At 57.6% G+C, this 17,597-nt stretch carries 13 protein-coding genes; 6 read left to right on the plus strand and 7 right to left on the minus strand.

What is annotated here, in order from left to right; translation table 11 throughout:
- Positions 1-19: 19 nt before the first annotated feature.
- Entirely contained in the window at positions 20-3,907 is a 3,888-nt protein-coding gene (hrpA, locus tag SB13_RS09870; RefSeq protein WP_026740195.1) for an ATP-dependent RNA helicase HrpA, read from the minus strand.
- Between the two features lie 254 nt (positions 3,908-4,161).
- Between hrpA and SB13_RS09875 the strand changes: the two genes are divergently transcribed.
- Entirely contained in the window at positions 4,162-4,767 is a 606-nt protein-coding gene (locus tag SB13_RS09875) for an FMN-dependent NADH-azoreductase (protein WP_026740196.1), read from the plus strand.
- 40 nt (positions 4,768-4,807) lie between these two features.
- Here the strand turns inward: SB13_RS09875 and SB13_RS09880 are convergent, their stop codons facing one another.
- The gene (locus SB13_RS09880) at positions 4,808-5,041 is read right to left on the minus strand and encodes a YnbE family lipoprotein (RefSeq protein ID WP_026740197.1); all 234 of its coding nucleotides are present in this window, start codon (positions 5,039-5,041) and stop codon (positions 4,808-4,810) included.
- Positions 5,042-5,052: 11 nt separating this feature from the next.
- Complete coding sequence (locus SB13_RS09885; protein WP_026740198.1) at positions 5,053-7,656, minus strand: YdbH family protein; 2,604 nt, start codon at positions 7,654-7,656, stop codon at positions 5,053-5,055.
- A gap of 340 nt (positions 7,657-7,996) precedes the next feature.
- Here SB13_RS09885 and SB13_RS09890 point away from each other — a divergent pair, with 340 nt between their 5' ends.
- A complete protein-coding gene (locus SB13_RS09890) occupies positions 7,997-8,986 on the plus strand; it encodes a 2-hydroxyacid dehydrogenase (protein ID WP_026740199.1) in 990 nt (329 codons plus the stop codon).
- A gap of 15 nt (positions 8,987-9,001) precedes the next feature.
- Here SB13_RS09890 and SB13_RS09895 read toward each other — a convergent pair whose 3' ends face one another.
- Entirely contained in the window at positions 9,002-9,307 is a 306-nt protein-coding gene (locus SB13_RS09895) for a putative hemolysin (RefSeq protein WP_036150286.1), read from the minus strand.
- 296 nt (positions 9,308-9,603) lie between these two features.
- Between SB13_RS09895 and ttcA the strand changes: the two genes are divergently transcribed.
- Entirely contained in the window at positions 9,604-10,542 is a 939-nt protein-coding gene (ttcA, locus tag SB13_RS09900) for a tRNA 2-thiocytidine(32) synthetase TtcA (protein WP_026740200.1), read from the plus strand.
- A gap of 316 nt (positions 10,543-10,858) precedes the next feature.
- Here ttcA and zntB read toward each other — a convergent pair whose 3' ends face one another.
- Entirely contained in the window at positions 10,859-11,848 is a 990-nt protein-coding gene (gene zntB, locus SB13_RS09905; RefSeq protein WP_026740201.1) for a zinc transporter ZntB, read from the minus strand.
- Positions 11,849-11,941: 93 nt separating this feature from the next.
- The gene (locus SB13_RS09910) at positions 11,942-13,558 is read right to left on the minus strand and encodes a peptide ABC transporter substrate-binding protein (protein ID WP_026740202.1); all 1,617 of its coding nucleotides are present in this window, start codon (positions 13,556-13,558) and stop codon (positions 11,942-11,944) included.
- Positions 13,559-14,005: 447 nt separating this feature from the next.
- On the opposite strand from SB13_RS09910, the gene tpx reads away from it, so the two are divergent.
- Positions 14,006-14,509, plus strand: a complete 504-nt coding sequence (gene tpx, locus SB13_RS09915; protein ID WP_026740203.1) for a thiol peroxidase — start codon at positions 14,006-14,008, stop codon at positions 14,507-14,509.
- 55 nt (positions 14,510-14,564) lie between these two features.
- Here the strand turns inward: tpx and SB13_RS09920 are convergent, their stop codons facing one another.
- On the minus strand, positions 14,565-16,022 hold the full coding sequence (locus tag SB13_RS09920; RefSeq protein ID WP_026740204.1) for an MFS transporter: 1,458 nt from the start codon (positions 16,020-16,022) through the stop codon (positions 14,565-14,567).
- Positions 16,023-16,139: 117 nt separating this feature from the next.
- Between SB13_RS09920 and SB13_RS09925 the strand changes: the two genes are divergently transcribed.
- Both SB13_RS09925 and SB13_RS09930 read left to right on the plus strand, forming a co-directional pair.
- The gene (locus tag SB13_RS09925; RefSeq protein ID WP_026740205.1) at positions 16,140-17,018 is read left to right on the plus strand and encodes a helix-turn-helix transcriptional regulator; all 879 of its coding nucleotides are present in this window, start codon (positions 16,140-16,142) and stop codon (positions 17,016-17,018) included.
- Between the two features lie 42 nt (positions 17,019-17,060).
- Positions 17,061-17,597, plus strand: a complete 537-nt coding sequence (locus SB13_RS09930; RefSeq protein WP_026740206.1) for a GNAT family N-acetyltransferase — start codon at positions 17,061-17,063, stop codon at positions 17,595-17,597.

Raw genomic sequence — 17,597 nt, forward strand, 5'->3', positions numbered from 1 at the left:
CGTCCCTGGAACGGCGGCGTTACTCCGCCACCTGCTCCATCGCCTGCAGCACGCGCTTATCGGAGATAGGATAAGGCGTGCCCAGCTGCTGAGCGAAATAGCTGACCCGCAGCTCCTCGATCATCCAGCGAATGGCTTTTACCTCCTCCTCTTCCTGCCGATCCGGCGGCAGCTTGTTCAACCACTGCTGCCATGCCTGACGCACCTGCTCCACCTTCAACATCTGCGCGCGGTCGCGGTGGACGTCCTGAGCCAGCTTATCCAACCGCCGTTCGATCGCGTTCAAGTAACGCAGGACGTCCGGCAGACGCCGCCAACCGCTTTCCGTGACGAAGCCGCGGAAGACCAGACCGCTCATCTGGCTTTTAATATCGCTTAATCCCAGCGCCATCGCCATATCCACCCGCCCTTTCAGACGTTTGTTGATGGCGAAGACCGCGGTGAGGATTTTCTCCACCTGACTGGCGATGTCGACCACCGTATCGTTCAACTCCGCGCGGACTTTATCGTGCAGACGCTGATAACCCTCTTCGGTCCACACCGGGCCGCCGGCCTCGGCGATCAGCTTGTCCACGCCGCAGGCGATGCAGTCGTCAATCAGGTCCAGCACTTTGCCGTAAGGGTTGAAGTACAGTCCCAGCTTCGCCTTGTTCGGCAGCTTTTCATGCAGATATTTGATCGGCGATGGAATATTCAGCAACAGCAATCGGCGTAGCCCTTTCCACATGGTCTGCTGCTGCTCATGCGGCGTGTCGAATAATCGGATCGCTACGCTGTCCTTCTCGTCCACCAGCGCAGGATAGGCTTTGACCGCATAGCCGCCGCGTTTCTGTTCATAGCGGGTCGGGAGATCACCGAAGCTCCAAATATGTAAATCGCTCTGTTCGATGCCGTCGTCCGCCACGGCGGACAGCGTCTCCTGCACTTTCTCTTTGAGCTGATCTTTCAGCGCGCTCAGGCTTTTGCCCTCGCGCAACGGGCGATTTTTTTCATCGATAACGCGGAAGGTCATCTGCAAATGCTCAGGCACCTGCTCCCAATGCCACTCTTCGCGAGGAATGGTGACGCCGGTCATCAGGCGCAGTTCACGCTCCAGCGCATCCAACAGGCCACGCTCCAGCGGTTTGGCGCGCGCCAGGAAGGCTTCGGCGTAGTTTGGCGCAGGCACGAAGCTACGGCGTATCGGTTTCGGCAACGACTTGATCAACGCAATGACCAGATCGCGACGAACGCCTGGGATCTGCCACTCAAAGCCTTCGTCCTGTACCTGATTGAGGATCGGCAGCGGAATATGCACGGTAACGCCGTCGGCGTCGGCGCCCGGCTCAAACTGATAGCTCAGCCGCAGCTTCAGGTTGCCCTGCTGCCAGAAGTTTGGATAGTCCAACGCGCTGATGCTGCCCGCGCCCTCCTTAATCAGCATGGTTTTTTCGAAGTTGAGCAGGTCGGGGTTGTCCGTTTCGGCTTGCTTCCACCACGCATCGAAATGTCGGGAGGACACCACATCGTGCGGGATCCGCTGATCGTAGAAAGCAAACAGCGTTTCATCGTCCACCAAGATGTCGCGGCGACGAGATTTGTTTTCCAGATCCTCAACTTCGGCCATCAATTTCAAGTTGGCGCGGAAGAACGCATGACGCGTTCGCCAGTCGCCTTCCACCAACGCATGACGAATAAACAGCTCGCGGGACACCACTGGGTCGATCGCGCCGTAGTTGACCTTGCGAGCCGCCACGATAGGCAAACCGTACAACGTCACTTTTTCCTGCGCGATCACCGCGCCCTGGGCTTTCTCCCAGTGCGGGTCGCTGTAACTGCGCTTGATCAGATGCTGCGCCAGCGGCTCCACCCACTCCGGCTCAATCCGTGCGGCGATGCGCCCCCACAGACGGCTGGTTTCCACCAGCTCGGCCACCATGGTCCACTTGGGCGGTTTCTTGAACAAACCGGAGGCGGGAAAAATGGAGAAGCGCATATTGCGCGCGCCGCTGAACTCCGGTTTCTCTACGTCTTTCTGACCGATGTGGGACAGCAGACCGGTCAGCAGCGCGCCATGCAGGCTGCGGTAATCCGCGGGTTCGCTGTTGACCGGCAGCCCCAGCGTTTTGACCGCCTGACGCAGCTGGGTATAGATGTCCTGCCATTCGCGCACCCGCAAATAGTTGAGGAAGTCGGTGCGGCACTGGCGACGGAACTGGCTCGACGACAGCGCTTTCTGCTGCTCCTGGAGATAGTTCCACAGGTTGACGAAAGCCATGAAATCGGACTCTTTATCAGCAAAACGACGATGCTTTTCATCCGACGCCTGCTTTTTGTCCAACGGCCGTTCGCGCGGGTCCTGAATTGATAGTGCGGCGGTCACAATCATCACCTCGCGCACGCAGCGCGTTTTCTGCGCTTCCAGCACCATGCGCGCCAATCGAGGGTCGATAGGCAGTTGCGCCAGCTGTCGTCCCAGCGGAGACAGTCGATAGCGGCCGTTTTCCACCGTCTGGATCGCGCCCAGCTCTTCCAACAAACGCACGCCGTCCTGGATATGGCGGCTGTCCGGCGCTTCCACAAACGGAAACGCGGCGATGTCGCCGAGACCGAGCGAGGTCATCTGCAAAATCACGGACGCCAGATTGGTGCGCAATATCTCCGGATCGGTAAACTCCGGACGAGACAGGAAGTCCTGCTCCGAATAAAGGCGGATGCAGACCCCGGCCGCAACACGCCCGCAGCGCCCTTTACGCTGGTTGGCGGACGCCTGAGAAATCGCTTCGATCGGCAGGCGCTGCACCTTGGTGCGATAGCTGTAACGGCTGATTCGCGCCGTACCCGGATCGATCACATAACGAATGCCGGGCACCGTCAGCGAGGTTTCGGCCACGTTGGTGGAAAGCACGATGCGCCTGCCGTGGTGTGACTGAAAAACGCGGTTTTGCTCCTGATGGGACAGGCGCGCATACAGCGGCAATATTTCGGTGTTCGGCAAATCGCGTCGCGTCAACGCATCCGCCGTATCGCGAATTTCGCGCTCGCCGCTGAGGAAAATCAGAATATCGCCCGGACCTTCGTGACTCAGCTCATCCACCGCGTCGAAAATGGCCTGCAGCTGATCGCGATCGCTGTCCTCCGCCTCTTCCACCACCGGGCGGTAGCGCACGTCAACCGGATAGGTTCGACCGGAGACCTCGACGATGGGCGCATTGTTAAAGTGACGAGAAAAGCGCTGCGGATCGATCGTCGCCGAGGTGATGATGACTTTCAAATCGGGCCGTTTTGGCAGCAGCTGGCGCAGATAACCCAGGATAAAGTCGATATTGAGACTGCGTTCGTGCGCCTCATCGATGATGATGGTGTCGTACTGCATCAACAGCCGATCCTGTTGAATCTCCGCCAGCAGGATCCCGTCCGTCATCAGTTTGACCAGCGTGTTGTCGCCGACCTGATCGTTAAAACGAACCTTATAGCCCACCGTGCCGCCGAGCGGTATTTCCAATTCGGCGGCAATACGATCCGCCACCGTGCGCGCCGCCAGACGACGCGGCTGAGTGTGGCCGATCAATCCCGTCACGCCACGGCCCAGCTCCAGACACATTTTGGGCAGCTGGGTCGTTTTCCCCGACCCCGTCTCCCCGGCCACAATCACCACCTGATGGTCGCGAATCGCCTCCAGGATGGCGTCTTTTTTCTGGCTGACCGGCAGCGCTTCGGGATAGCGGATGGCCGGCAGCGAGGCGCGGCGATTTTCCACCCGCTGGCGGGCCGTCGCCACCTCGGCTTCAATTTCGCGGGCGATGGCCGACTGCGTTTCAGGATTTTTCACCTTCAGGGCGCCCTGAACCCGGCGACGCAGCCGTTGCTGGTCGCGCAGCATTAACGCATTGATGTGGGGATAAAATGCGGTGAGCTGTGATTTCACGGTTGGTTCCTTAAATACGTCTGGCAGACGTGGCGCAGAGACTGGTTGCCACGCTTGGATTTGGCGGCGGGCATGGTATCACATTGACGCCGCAGGCTATAACCTGCCTCCGTGCCGCGTTATTCAATTAAATCGAACAAGGTTCTCGAAATATTACGCTATCGCGTCTCTATTAGCCTGCTTATGATGAAACCCATTGGCGGTCGACGCCACGGTGACTCCACCCTCTGACTCTCCGAGACAAGGAACAGGCAATGAAGAAAGTATTAGTACTGAAATCAAGCATTCTGGCGGATTACTCTCAGTCTAACCAAATGGCTGACCATTTTGTTGCAGAGTGGCAGGCGGCGCATCCCGATGACGCAATCACCCTGCGCGACCTGGCCGCGCAGCCTATCCCCGTACTGGACGGCGAACTGGTCGGCGCGTTTCGTCCCTCAGAAACGCCGCTGACGCCGCGTCAACAGGAAGCGTTAGCATTATCCGATACGCTGGTCGACGAACTTCAGTCCCATGACCTCATTGTGATTAACGCGCCGATGTACAACTTCAACATTTCGACGCAGTTGAAGAACTACATCGACTTCATCGCCCGCGCCGGCGTCACGTTCCGTTATACCGAGCAAGGCCCTGAAGGTCTGGTGAAAGGTAAACGCGCGCTGGTGCTGACGAGCCGCGGCGGTATCCATAAAGACACCCCGAGCGATCTGGTTACGCCGTATCTGAAGCTGATGTTGGGCTTTATCGGCATTACCGACGTCGAATTCGTGTTTGCCGAAGGGATTGGCTACGGCCCGGAAGTCGCTCAGAAAGCCTTGCAGGACGCGAAGGCCCAGCTAACTCAACTGGCCAACGCGTAAGCTCTCTCTTCCCTCGTACTTGTTAAGTGCTTTGGCTGTACTACTCTTTCTGCGCGCCAGTCGGCGCGCTTTTTTTTATCTGCTCCGCGACGCCGGTATCCGACTTTTCCAGCAGTTGCGTGGCTTCTGGGTCCGCCTTGATGTGAATATCGTGATCGATCTTCACATTCATGTTGATGGTGATCGGCGTTTCCGGCGCGGTCACTTCAATGCGCGGCGTACAACCGGTCAGAAAAAGGGCGGTCAGCCATAAAACGGCTTGTCTGTCATGCATCGTGTGGTTCCTTATTGGGTTGACCGCTGCTCCAGCGCGTTCTGTATCGTGTCGCCCCAGCGCAGGCTACGCCATAGCTGAAACAGATTTTCCTGATGACGATAGTTCAAATCGACCTGCTGCCGGGCATCTCGCGGCGAATTATGGCCGCTGATATAGGATTTCATCAACAATTCCCCCTGATTGCTCAGTTGCAGCGTCGCGTCCGAATGGTCGATTTCCAGATAGCGCAGCCAGCGAACCAGCGCCGCGCTGACCATGTCGCTTTGCGCCACTTCATCCGCCAATTCCTTATCCAGTCTCAGCGTCAACGCGCCGTCGTTGGTGACGCGGCCGTTCTGCACCAGCATCGTCGGATGATTGAAATTGATCGGCAATACGCCGCTGATGCGGCCGGATAACGCCACCTTTTTCACTTTGATCGCCGTCATCAGTTCACTGGTTTCAACTCCGTCCATCCGTAACAGCGCCGCATCGCGCTGCGGGAAACGCAGCGGCGTCAGAGAAACCTTCCCGCGCAGCAGGTCCATCTCTACCCCGGCCAGCGTAAGCGGGTGTCGATCGCTGTAGGGATACGCGCCGAACACATCGGCCCGGATATTCTGTATCCGGAATCCGCTGTTCAACTCGGCGATACGCAACGAGACCGGTCGCGAAATCCCCAGTTGCCAACGCGGATCGGCATAGCGGTAAGGCAGAACGAAGTCTACGCCGCTGACGTCGCCGTCGTTGAGCCAGGCGCTGCCATTTTTGACCACCCAGTGACCGCCGACGCGAAAACCCTGTACGCGGGCCGCAGAAAACGCCCCTTGGCCGTAAAACTGCCCGCGGCGCAGCTTGATTTTCCAGTCCGGCGGCAGCAAAGGCTGAAATACGCGCAACGATTGCGGCGGCCACCAGCCGCTGCCGCGCAGGCGCTCGCCATCCCAGCGCCCGACCAGTTTAACCGGCCCAATCTCCTTGGCCTGCAACGCGCCGCGCCACAGAAAATGGTTGGGATGTTCGCCCTGCACCTGAACGTTCAGCTCGGCGGGCGGTAATGCGCCGGCACCGGTGAATGCGATACGATCAGCGACTAACCGGAACGCGCCCGCGAACGCATCCTGTGTCTGATCTCGCTGCCATCGCAACGGCTGCACCAACGTCAGTCGGGGTTTGGCGACGGTCATCGCACCGTAACGCAGTTGGTTCAACCCGCTGGATAAGGTGCTGACTTCCAGCAATGCGTCTTCCCAGCGACCGCGACCGGCGATGTCCCACCGCCCCTGCAACGGCGGCAGCTGTCCTTTTCCCCAGTAGCGCCAATTCCAGACACCGCTGTCCGGCCAGAAGCGCTCAGCTTTGCCGTCCATATGCAGATTGAAGCGTCCCCAGTAGGCGTCGTTGGCTTTGACAATCGCCTGCAGACGTCCGCTCACGCCTTGCGTATTGACTACGATCCCGGCCAGCGGCCAGCGCGCATCTTCCAGCGTCAGGCCGGGCTGGGGCTGTCCCCAAGCGCGGAGCAGGGAACCGGGTAGCAAGACCAGATCGGGATCCAGCAACGCGCCGCGCAGCACGCCCGGCAGCGTGGCTGAAAAAGACAGATTCGCCAGATTAGCCTGTCCGGCCAGTTGGATGCGCAGATCGCTGTCGCTCAGCCCGAGCGAACCTGGCCCTAACGTCAACACAGCGTTGGCCCGGCCGTTGTGACCCTGCGTTAACATATTGACGCGCGCCTCAAGCTGGGGCTGTCCGTGTATCTGACGCCAGTCGCGCAGCGCCAATGATAATCCGCCGGAGACCGGCTGCGCGCTGTAGGGCCACATCCAGCGCCCCTCGCTGACGGTGATAGCGTCCGCGCTGACGCGCCACGGCAGACTCAACAGCGGCGATGCGTCCGCCGCTCTCGTCACCCTCAGCTCTCCCTGAGAGTCCTGCCAATTGAGCGTTGCCTGAACCGCCTCTGGTAAATCGAACGGCAGTCGCCCTGCCCGCACATGTCCCTTTTCCGGGAGACGGGTCAGCGTATCCGAAAGCTGCACTTCGCCTTCTATCCATAGCGGCGGGCGATCGGGCAGCGCGGTCAACTCCGCACGTCGCAGCGTCAATGTCCGGCCGACGAGGTCGGCCTGCAGCTTCAGACGTTCATTCTCGATGTTGAGTGATTGCTTCCCGTCACGGGAGGCCAGATGCAGCGCGCTGACGTCATCCAGCCACGGGGTCAGCGTCAGGCGGTCTACCGTCATCTCACCCACGGGCAGGCGGCGTTGCCATTCCGATAAGCTCATCGCTGTTTCTGAGGCAGGATCCTCGCTTTGTGGCCACTGCGCGAGGCAGCTTCCATCCAGCGCCACGCTGGCGACATGAATACGCCAGCCGCCATCCTGTCGCGTTAGACGGCCGTTATCGACGGTGAGCAAATGACATTGAGGTAGTTGTATGGAGACACCCGGCACCGTCAGTCCGCCCTGTTGCCAGGAGGGACGCTCGCCCAGCGTCACCGTCACGCCGGGGGGCGCGAGAAAGGTCAGCAGACGAGGCAGCCAGAGCGGCAACGTCAGCCAGCTTATCAGTATCACCAGCGCGATAGCGCCCAGCCCGAGGCCTACGCGAGGTAAAAAATGTTTATTCATTCGCCATCATTATGCATATCAGTCTTTGGTGAGCACGGCGTCGGATTTCGCGCCATGCGAGGTTGAGCGCATCGATAACAGTAGCAGCATTCGGCTCTTCAACGACGCCCGCTGCGAAAAACAACGAACATTCATCGGCCTGCATAATAGTACCCTGATGTGACAGATACCACCCTTCACGCCGGTAGCCGGATAACGGTAGGCTGTCTCTACACGCCGCGAAACGCCCCGAGATGCTGATAAACGCTATCGCAACGGGAACGGATGTTTTGACGGTGGCTTTCCTATCACGCTCACTATTTTATGCTAGCCTAACCTAAAAATAGCGGGGNATCCGATGATGAAACTGGCTGTCTACAGCACCAAACAGTACGACCGTAAATATTTGGACCGGGTCAATCAGGACTATGGCTACCAGGTGGAGTACTACGACTTCATGCTCAGTCCGCAAACGGTGAAAACCGCCGAGGGGTTCGATGCCGTATGTATTTTCGTCAACGACGACGGCGGGCGCGAAGTGCTGACCGAACTGGCCGCGCTCGGCGTCAAGATCGTGGCGTTGCGCTGCGCGGGTTTCAATAACGTCGATCTTGACGCCGCCAAAGCGCTGGGGATAGCCGTGGTTTATGTGCCGGCCTACTCGCCCGAAGCCGTAGCGGAGCACACCGTCGGTATGATGATGAGCCTGAATCGGCGGATCCACCGCGCCTACCAACGCACCCGCGATGCCAACTTCTCACTGGAAGGGCTGATCGGTTTCAACATGCATCGGCGAACGGCGGGGATTATCGGTACGGGAAAAATCGGGGTGGCGACGCTGCGCATCCTGAAGGGATTCGGCATGCGGCTGCTGGCGTTCGATCCCTACCCGAATCCGCAGGCACAAGCGTTAGGAGCGGAATATGTCGATCTGAAAACACTGTACGCGGAATCGGACGTGATCTCGCTGCACTGCCCCATTACGCCGGAGAATCATCATCTACTCAACGAGGCCGCATTCGCTCAGATGAAGGACGGGGTGATGGTCATCAACACCAGCCGAGGCGGACTGATTGATTCGCAGGCCGCAATCGAAGCCCTCAAGCAGCAAAAAATCGGCGCGTTGGGACTGGATGTGTACGAAAACGAACGCACGCTGTTCTTCATCGATAACTCGAACGACGTTATTCAGGACGACGTTTTCCGTCGGCTTTCCGCCTGCCACAACGTGCTCTTCACGGGGCATCAGGCGTTTCTGACGGAAGAAGCGCTGACCAGCATTGCGGGCACCACACTGCAAAGCCTACGACAGATTAGCCTTGGCGAAGACTGCCCGTTCGCGCTGACATAACATCGCGGCCGTCGGTCAGCGGAATCCTCCGGCCAGGCAAGAGCCATCTTCCAGCGACTGGGCGTCGCAGCGACGTCCGTTGGTCAGCAGACAGGTGCCGACGCTGGCGCCGTTCAATTGGCGGGCTAAGCCAATTCGTCCGCCAGCCAGCGTACAGGAAGCTGCGGCAGAGTCCTTACCCTGCCAGGCAGATATTTCCTGAGCGGACAACGTCACCGCATCCACCGGCACGACGGCGTTCTCGTCCGCCGTTTTCTCACTGCTGCCGCACCCGGCCAGCGCCAGCACCATCCCCGCCAACATCCCCTGCCACACTTTCATGTCCCGCCCTCATCGCCCAATTAGTCCCAATCCTATTTACCACAGTTTATTGCGTGTTAGCAGAGCAGCAAGCCGTTAGCAGTGAAAGTTTTTTTTTAAAAATGGAAAAAATGGCCATACAAAGACGGATTAGGCGCCGCTCTCCGCTTTAAAACGACGGAGAAATCGCCGACCGGCGTTAAGGCAAAACGATGAGAACAATGAGATAGCGATTGTGGCGACGCTTGATGATAAACTTGCCCGCCATAAGCTTTATGCCCTAACCCTGCCCAAAACTGAACGTGAGCCACAGTGAAATGTCAGAAATTCAATCGGTGACGCCCAAACAGCAGTACAACCTGAATAAACTCCAGAAGCGCTTGCGCCGCAACGTGGGCGAGGCCATCGCCGCGTTCAATATGATCGAAGACGGCGACCGTATCATGGTGTGCCTCTCCGGCGGCAAAGACAGCTACACCATGCTGGAAATATTGCGCAACCTGCAGCAGAGCGCGCCGATTCAGTTCTCGCTGGTCGCCGTGAATCTGGATCAGAAACAGCCGGGGTTCCCGGAGCACGTGTTGCCGGAGTATCTCGACAGCCTGGGCGTCGAGTACAAAATTGTTGAAGAGAACACTTACGGGATCGTCAAAGAAAAGATCCCCGAGGGTAAAACCACCTGTTCGCTCTGCTCACGCCTGCGCCGCGGCATTTTGTACCGCACCGCCACCGAACTTGGGGCCACAAAAATTGCGCTTGGCCACCATCGCGACGACATATTGCAGACGCTGTTCCTGAATATGTTTTACGGCGGCAAGCTCAAAGGCATGCCGCCCAAGCTGATGAGCGACGACGGTAAACACGTCGTGATCCGCCCGCTGGCCTTCTGTCGGGAAAAGGATATCGAGCGTTTCGCCGAGGCGAAAAATTTCCCGATCATCCCCTGCAATCTGTGCGGCTCGCAGCCTAACCTGCAGCGTCAGGTGATTAAAGATCTGCTGCGCGACTGGGACAAACGCTATCCGGGGCGCATCGAAACCATGTTCACCGCCATACAGAACGTCGTGCCGTCCCATTTGGCCGACGAAACGCTGTTCGACTTCAAATCCATCACCCACAACAGCGACGTAGTGGACGGCGGCGATCTGGCGTTCGATCGGGAAACGATCCCGCTACAGCCGCTGGGCTGGCAGCCCGAGGATGATGAGATTGCGCCTCTCGCCGATCAGCGGTTGGACGTCGTCGAAATTAAATAAAGGCGAGAACCCATCTGAAGCGGCCGGTCTCTGTACCGGCCGTTGCTGTTTTTAGCGCGGGGCGTTGTGATACAGACGAAAAAAAAGCCGGCATAACATTGCCGGCTTGGTGTGAATTAAGTGTGCTATGCAGTAATTCAAAAAAGGAAGTAAGACAATATGGAGCGCAACGCCCATCGCTTGACGTTGCATTCACCTGCAGCCGGAATCTTGCCGTACGCGCCGTTCTGGAATGTTGATGTTGCTCAAAGTTGAACGTTTTTTTTGAGTACCGGGCGATAATATCGCCTTTCTTAACTTGAAAATTTTGCGATCCTTACATCCATTTACTTCGTTTTAACCACCACGCAACCATTAGCACCATAAAGACCAGCATCATGCAGAAAGAGATAAAGCCAATCGAACTGCCTGAGCCTGGAATGCCCCCCAAATTGACGCCGAATAGCCCCGTAAGAAAGGTCGTCGGTAGAAATAGCATCGCCAGCACCGACATATTATACGTTCGCCGGTTCATCGACTCCGCCATCAGGGTGTTGATCTCATCCGCAATGACTGCGGTGCGGGCAATGCTGCCATCCAAGTCTTCCAGCCCCCTTCCCAACCGTTCGGCAATTTCCAGCATCCGGCGACGGTCATCATCCTGCAGCCAACAGAGTTTTTCCCCCGACAGACGAGAGAAAATATCGCGCTGCGGCGTCATGTAGCGGCGCAGGACAATCAGCTGTTTGCGGATCAGCGAGAGCTCGCCGCGCGCAGGCATTGCCTGTTCCAGCAGCGCATCCTCCAGATCGATAATTCGCTCGTGAAGCTGGTCGATGAACTCGCTGGTATCGTCCGTCAGCGCCTCGGCGATGGAGACCAGCCAGCTGCTGCTATCCGTAGGGCCGTTGCCCTCTTTCAAGTCGCTCATCACGGCATCGATGGCCGCCACTTTGCGGCGGCGCGTTGAGACAATCAGTTTATCGGTGATGTAGATGCGGAGCGCCACCAGTTCATCCGGCCGCGCATCGCCATTGTAATTGATGCTGCGAAGCGTTATCAGCGTGCCTTCTCCCAACCGACTGACGCGGGGGCGCGCGCTTTCTCCTGACAGCGCGTCACGCACCGTATCGGGCAGCAGCCGGGTTTCCTGAAGCCAGCGGCTGCTTTCGGGCTGGGTGGAGTCCAGATGCAGCCAGCAGGGCTGAGTGTTGTTGACGATTTCGTTATCTTTTATGGAAACGACGCCGCCTTTTCCATCCAACTGATAAGAAAATACAGCGCCCGTGCGCTGCAATGCGGTTCCATTAATCACGTCTGCTTCCACTCGGTTTCTCCAATTGACTCCCCTTAATCACTATCTTAGCGTTTCTGACCATAACGGCAACGACCCCGCGGCGGCTGGCCGCGGCGCGCGCGATCAATGTTTAATGATATAGAGCATATGGCTGTAAGCCGTATCTTCAGGATTATTAATGGGATAGCCCTTGACCCAGGGTTTGATCAAGCGGGCGTTGGTGTACTGGTAAATAGGCGCAATCGGCGCTTCATTCGTGAGAATTCGCTCGGCCTGATTGTACTCCTGATTCAGCCTTTGGCTGTCGGTCTGCCCGCCGCTGTCTTTCATCAGCCGATCGTACTCCGCATTTTTGAAGCGCGAGATATTGCCGCTGTGCTGCGCGGTCAGCAGCGATAAAAACGTCGAGGGTTCGTTATAGTCGCCCACCCAGGAGGCGCGCACGACGTCGAAATTACCGCTGTTGCGGTTGTCGATGTAGGTTTTCCACTCTTGGTTGACCAGTTTGACGTCGACTCCCAGCGTTTTTTTCCACATGGAGGCGACGGCGATAGCCACCTGTTTATTGGTTTCCTGCGTGTTATATAACAAGGACAACTTCAGTGGGTTGCCCGGACCATAACCGGCCGCGCCCATGAGCGCCTTGGCCTGCGCATCCAGTTCCGCCTGCGAGTACTGCTCAAGCTCGCTTTGTTCCGGCGAGAATCCGCTGGTCACGTCCGGCGTCAGCCGGTAGGCCGGTTTCTCGCCTGTTCCCAAGACCTTCTGAGCAATCACCTGTCGGTCAATCGCAAACGACAACGCCTTGCGTACCCGCTGGTCGCTGGTCGGCGCTCTTTGCGTGTTGAAAGCGTAGTAATAGGTGCCCAATTGCGGAGGCGTATACACCTCACCCGGCAGCGTCTTCAACAGTTTTTGATACTGGTTTTTTGGAAACGATTCGGTGATATCGATATCGCCGGCCAGATAGCGCTTGGTGGCGTTAGACTCCTGACTGATCGGCAGATAGGTCACTTTACGCAGGACCGTGTGAGCATGATCCCAATAGTTTTCGTTCGGCGTCAGCACCAACTTTTCGTTGACCACGCGTTCATCCAGCTTGAACGCGCCGTTGCCCACCAGATGGCCGGGGCGAGTCCAGTCAGCGCCGTATTTTTCCACCGTGGCCTGATGGACGGGAAACAGGCTGAAGTTCGCCATCAGATTGACGAAATACGGCACCGGCCGACTCAGCATCACCTTTAGCGTGTGGTCATCCATCGCGACGACGCCGAGTTGGTCGGGAGGCAATTTACCCGCCAGAATTTCGTCGGCGTTGACCATCCCGGCCAGACTGGCGAACCAGCTGAATGAGGAGGTGTTGGCCGGCGTGACCAGACGACGCCAGCTGTAGACAAAGTCCTTCGCGGTGACCGGATCGCCGTTAGACCAGCGTGCGTTATCGCGCAGGATAAACGTAAACGTGCGGTTGTCGCTGGTCTGCCAGCGCTCAGCCACGCCGGGAACGGGATTGCCGTGCTCATCCTGATTCACCAGCCCTTCGAACAGGTCGCGTATCACCGGAATTTCAGGCAAACCGACGGCTTTGATTGGGTCCAGAGAGGCGGGCTCATCCTTGATATGGCGGACCACCTCTTGTTTGGCGTCCAGCGCGGTGCCGGCGGGAACCTGCGCGGCGTTGACGGCGCCGGTCAGCGTCGCCAGCAGTCCGGCGCAAAGAGCGGAATAGCGAAATGGCATCATGTGTTCGTTCCTTAAAAATAGCTGCTGCGCGGGCCGCAAAAAATACCGGCCCCAAAGAACCTGTAAAAATCGGTCATTCAGCGCTGAGGTCAACATTGCTTCTGTCACGGTATTTTCTCTACGGATACCTCTGAAAAAACGACATAAATCCCCCTTTCGGAGGATGCATTATCATAGCCTGAAATCAGATTTTGCCTATCGGAATGACGCCAAATCCACATATTCGGCGACAGGGTCCGCGCGACGTCGTGCCTGTACCGCGTGTGGACCGAGGGGGAGAAAGGATACCGTGCTAAAAGTCCGTTATCCCGCCAAGGGAAATGTTAATACGTGACTTAACCGAGACTTAGGTCGAATTAAGTCGACTTACTTTTTTATACCAATGTTGATAATGTTGCCCTACACTGAACGCCTTGTTAACCACCTGTAATAAAGGACGCAACGATGTCAAAGAATGTACACTTCCAAGGTCAACCGCTACCGGTTTCCGGCGAATTCCCCGCTGTAGGCAGCAAGGCCAAGGCTTTCTCACTGGTGGCAAAAGACCTTTCTGATGTTCCGCTGAGCCATTACGCAGGCAAACGTAAAATCCTGAACATTTTCCCGAGCATTGATACCGGCGTTTGCGCGACCTCCGTGCGTAAATTCAACCAGCTGGCTTCTGAGCTGAGCAACACCGTCGTACTGTGCATCTCCGCCGATCTGCCTTTCGCTCAGGCGCGTTTCTGCGGCGCTGAAGGGCTGAACAACGTGGACGTGCTGTCCACGCTGCGTGGCGCCGAGTTCAAAGAAAACTACGGCGTTGCTATCGCCGATGGCGGTCTGAAGGGATTAACGGCGCGCGCCGTCGTTGTGCTGGATGAAAATGACGTTGTGCTGCACAGCGAACTGGTCGACGAAATCACGACTGAACNAAACTACGATAAGGCGCTGGCTTCCCTGAAATAAGCGGAATCCCCCTGCCACAGCATCCCGGCCGACCGCGCCGGGGTGCTGCTCTTCCTCACTCGCCCACAGCCAGAGCTTTCCCCTCACTCTGATTCGTTTCGGACCGCCTGTTCCGTCGATGCATCCAGCATGCCCCAACCACCAACAGCAACATCACGCTCCACTCCACGCCCAACGAGGCGATCAGCGCAATGTCATGGCGTCCCTGAAACCTATTCAGCAGGTGAACCAGCACGGAGCCTAAAACGATAGGCCCCATTCCCATCGCCGTCTGCAGTACCGTGGACAACAGCGCGCCGCCCGATCCTGCATGAGATAGCGGTACATCCGATAAAAAAATGCGATAAAAGCTGCTGACGATAAAAGCCTGACCAAACCCGACCAGACAGGTCGCGGGCAATAACGTCCACAGCGTTGGCGCAGGCCAGACCCAAGCCAGCGTGGCCATGAGCAGCAGCAGCCCGCTCATCTGGATAGCACTGCCGATAATTAAGGTGGGAATATTGCCCTTGCGTTCCGTCACCCGGCTGCTAAGCAACGAGGCGATGAAATACGCCGTCCCCAGCCCGATGAAGCTGTTGCCAGATTCCAGAGGCGAAAATCCAGCGCCGGATTGCAGCACATAGGCGACGATAAACATGAAGCCGCTCCAGCTGGAGAAAAACAGCAGGGCAATGGCGCAACCGAAACGGACGCTGGAAAGGCGGAACAGCGCGGGAGGCAGTAAAGGCTCCTGCTGACGTCGCTCTTGACGTCGTTCAACCCACCACAACAGCGGAAACAGGCCAAAGCTCGCCGCCAGCGTCGCGATACAGCTTAAGGGCCAGTGCCATAGCGGCCCCAAAGCCAAAGGAAACAGCAGGCACGACAAGGCCAGCGCCAGCAATACGGTGCCGGGAAAATCAATCGCTTTGCGCTTATCGCTACGGGTGTTCGGCACCCAAAACGGCGCGCAGATCAGAATGAGCAGGCAGAACGGCAAATTCACCAGAAAGGCGCTGCGCCAGCCGTATCCACCGATATCCAGCTTCAGCAGGGTTCCGCCCAGCACCTGTCCAATGATGAAGGCCAGTCCACCGATGGCGCTGTAAAGCCCTAATGTCCGGGCATGCCGCCGTCCGCTCAGGCAGACATGGATCGTCGCCAGGATTTGCGGGACGGCCAGCGCGGCGCCGATCCCTTGCATCGTCCGCGCAAACAGCAGTAGCCATACGGACTGCGCAATACCGCATAACAGCGAGGCCACGCCGAACACGGCTACGCCCGCCATAAAAATCCGCCGCCGCCCGAGGTTATCGCCCAGACGTCCGCCCATCGCCAACGCGACCGCGAACGCCACACCGTAAACCGCGACAATTAGCTCAAGCTCAGCCGGACTCGCGGAGAGCGAACGGGTGATAGATTCCAGAGCGACGTTAACGATGGAAAAATCAATCATCGGCAGGAGTTGCCCGGCCAGTAATATCACCAGACCGAGACGACTCAACCCATGTAATGGTAAACCTTGCTTCATTGTGTGTACCCGTTGTATTCATCATCCACGAGCGCTAGCATCGTGGTTAACGAAAACGGGTACCAGTTCTTGATTATCCTGGTATAAATTCCACCCGTCTGGCGCGGAGTCCTTGATATGTCAGCACTAACCACGGCACCCCTTCCCGACAGTACCGAACAAAACCGCAGGCTTACGCTTGGGAAATTTCTGCGCACGCGCAGAGAGAGTCTCGATCCGGAGCGGCTGGGGCTATCTACCCCGCGTAAGCGGCGTACGCCGGGGCTGCGTCGAGAAGATGTCGCCCTGCTGGCGGATGTCGGTATCACTTGGTACACCTGGCTGGAACAGGGACGTCCTATCAAAACGTCCGTGAAAACGCTGCTGGCGATCGCCAAAGCGCTACAGTTTAACGAGGTGGAGACCCGACACCTGTTCATGCTGGCAGAACTGCCCTTTTCGCCGACGGTGCGCGCCAGCTGCGAGAAAATCAACGAAGATAGCCAGACAATTCTGGACCAGCTTAACCCCTATCCCGCCGTCATCGTCAACGCCCGCTTCAGCATTCTGGGCTTCAATCAATCCTGGTGCCGGCTGCTCAATATCGATTTGAATCAGATCCCGCATGAAGATCGTAACTGCATCTATCTGGCTTTCACGCACCCTGCCTGGCAGAAAGGCCTGGCGGACTTGCAGGAATTCCTTCCCAACATGGTCGCCATGTTTCGAGCGCGGCTGGTGGAACACAGCGGCGAACCGCTATGGGAAACGCTGTTGCAACGCTGCCTGAACGAATCAGAGCTGTTTCGCCAGCTTTGGCACCAGCGCTATGAAATTCAGGGCGTGATAAACAAGGTGAAGCGTTTCCAGCATCCGCTGCTGGGCGTCATTTCTCTGCGGCAGATCAACTGGTGGACGGCCAGCCATAACGGCGATCGCATGCTGGTCTATATGCCCGCTGAGGCGCAGGATAAACAGATGCTGGAAAAATTGGCCCGGCTGGATTTCCCCGTCTAAGCCGCATAGGTTGCGCCCTATCGAAAAGCAGGAGAATGCACAATGTTTCCGTTAATTACGCCCCGTTTTTTTATACGTCCTTTCACCCCTGACGATATCCCGCAAATCGCCGAGGCGGTCCGCGAGTCCAGGGATACCGTCGGGCGCTGGCTATCGTGGTGCACCGAAGAGTATAACGTCCCGGAGATTTCACACTGGGTCGCCCAGAGCGCGTTGCGGATTAAGGAAGGCATGGCGTTTGACCTTGGCATCATTGAACAAAACTCCGGGCGGCTGATGGGCTCTGTCGGCATCAACAGCATTCAATCCGGCTATCAGATGGGAAACATCGGCTATTGGGTGCGTCAGTCCGAACAGGGGCAGCAGATCGCTCTCGAGGCCGTAAAAGCGATCACCGCTTTTGGTTTCGACCAGTTGGGCCTGACCCGACTGGAGATCATCGCGGCTGAACAGAACCTGCCTAGCCGCCGCATCGCAGAAAAAGCGGGCGCGCGGTTCGAAGGCATCGCTTACAACCGTCTGGTCATCCACGGCCAGCCCACCGACGCCGCCATGTATTCGCTGATCCCCGCGCGTTGA

The sequence above is a fragment of the Lonsdalea quercina subsp. quercina genome (assembly GCF_000688695.1).
Classification (GTDB): Bacteria; Pseudomonadota; Gammaproteobacteria; order Enterobacterales; family Enterobacteriaceae; genus Lonsdalea; species Lonsdalea quercina_D.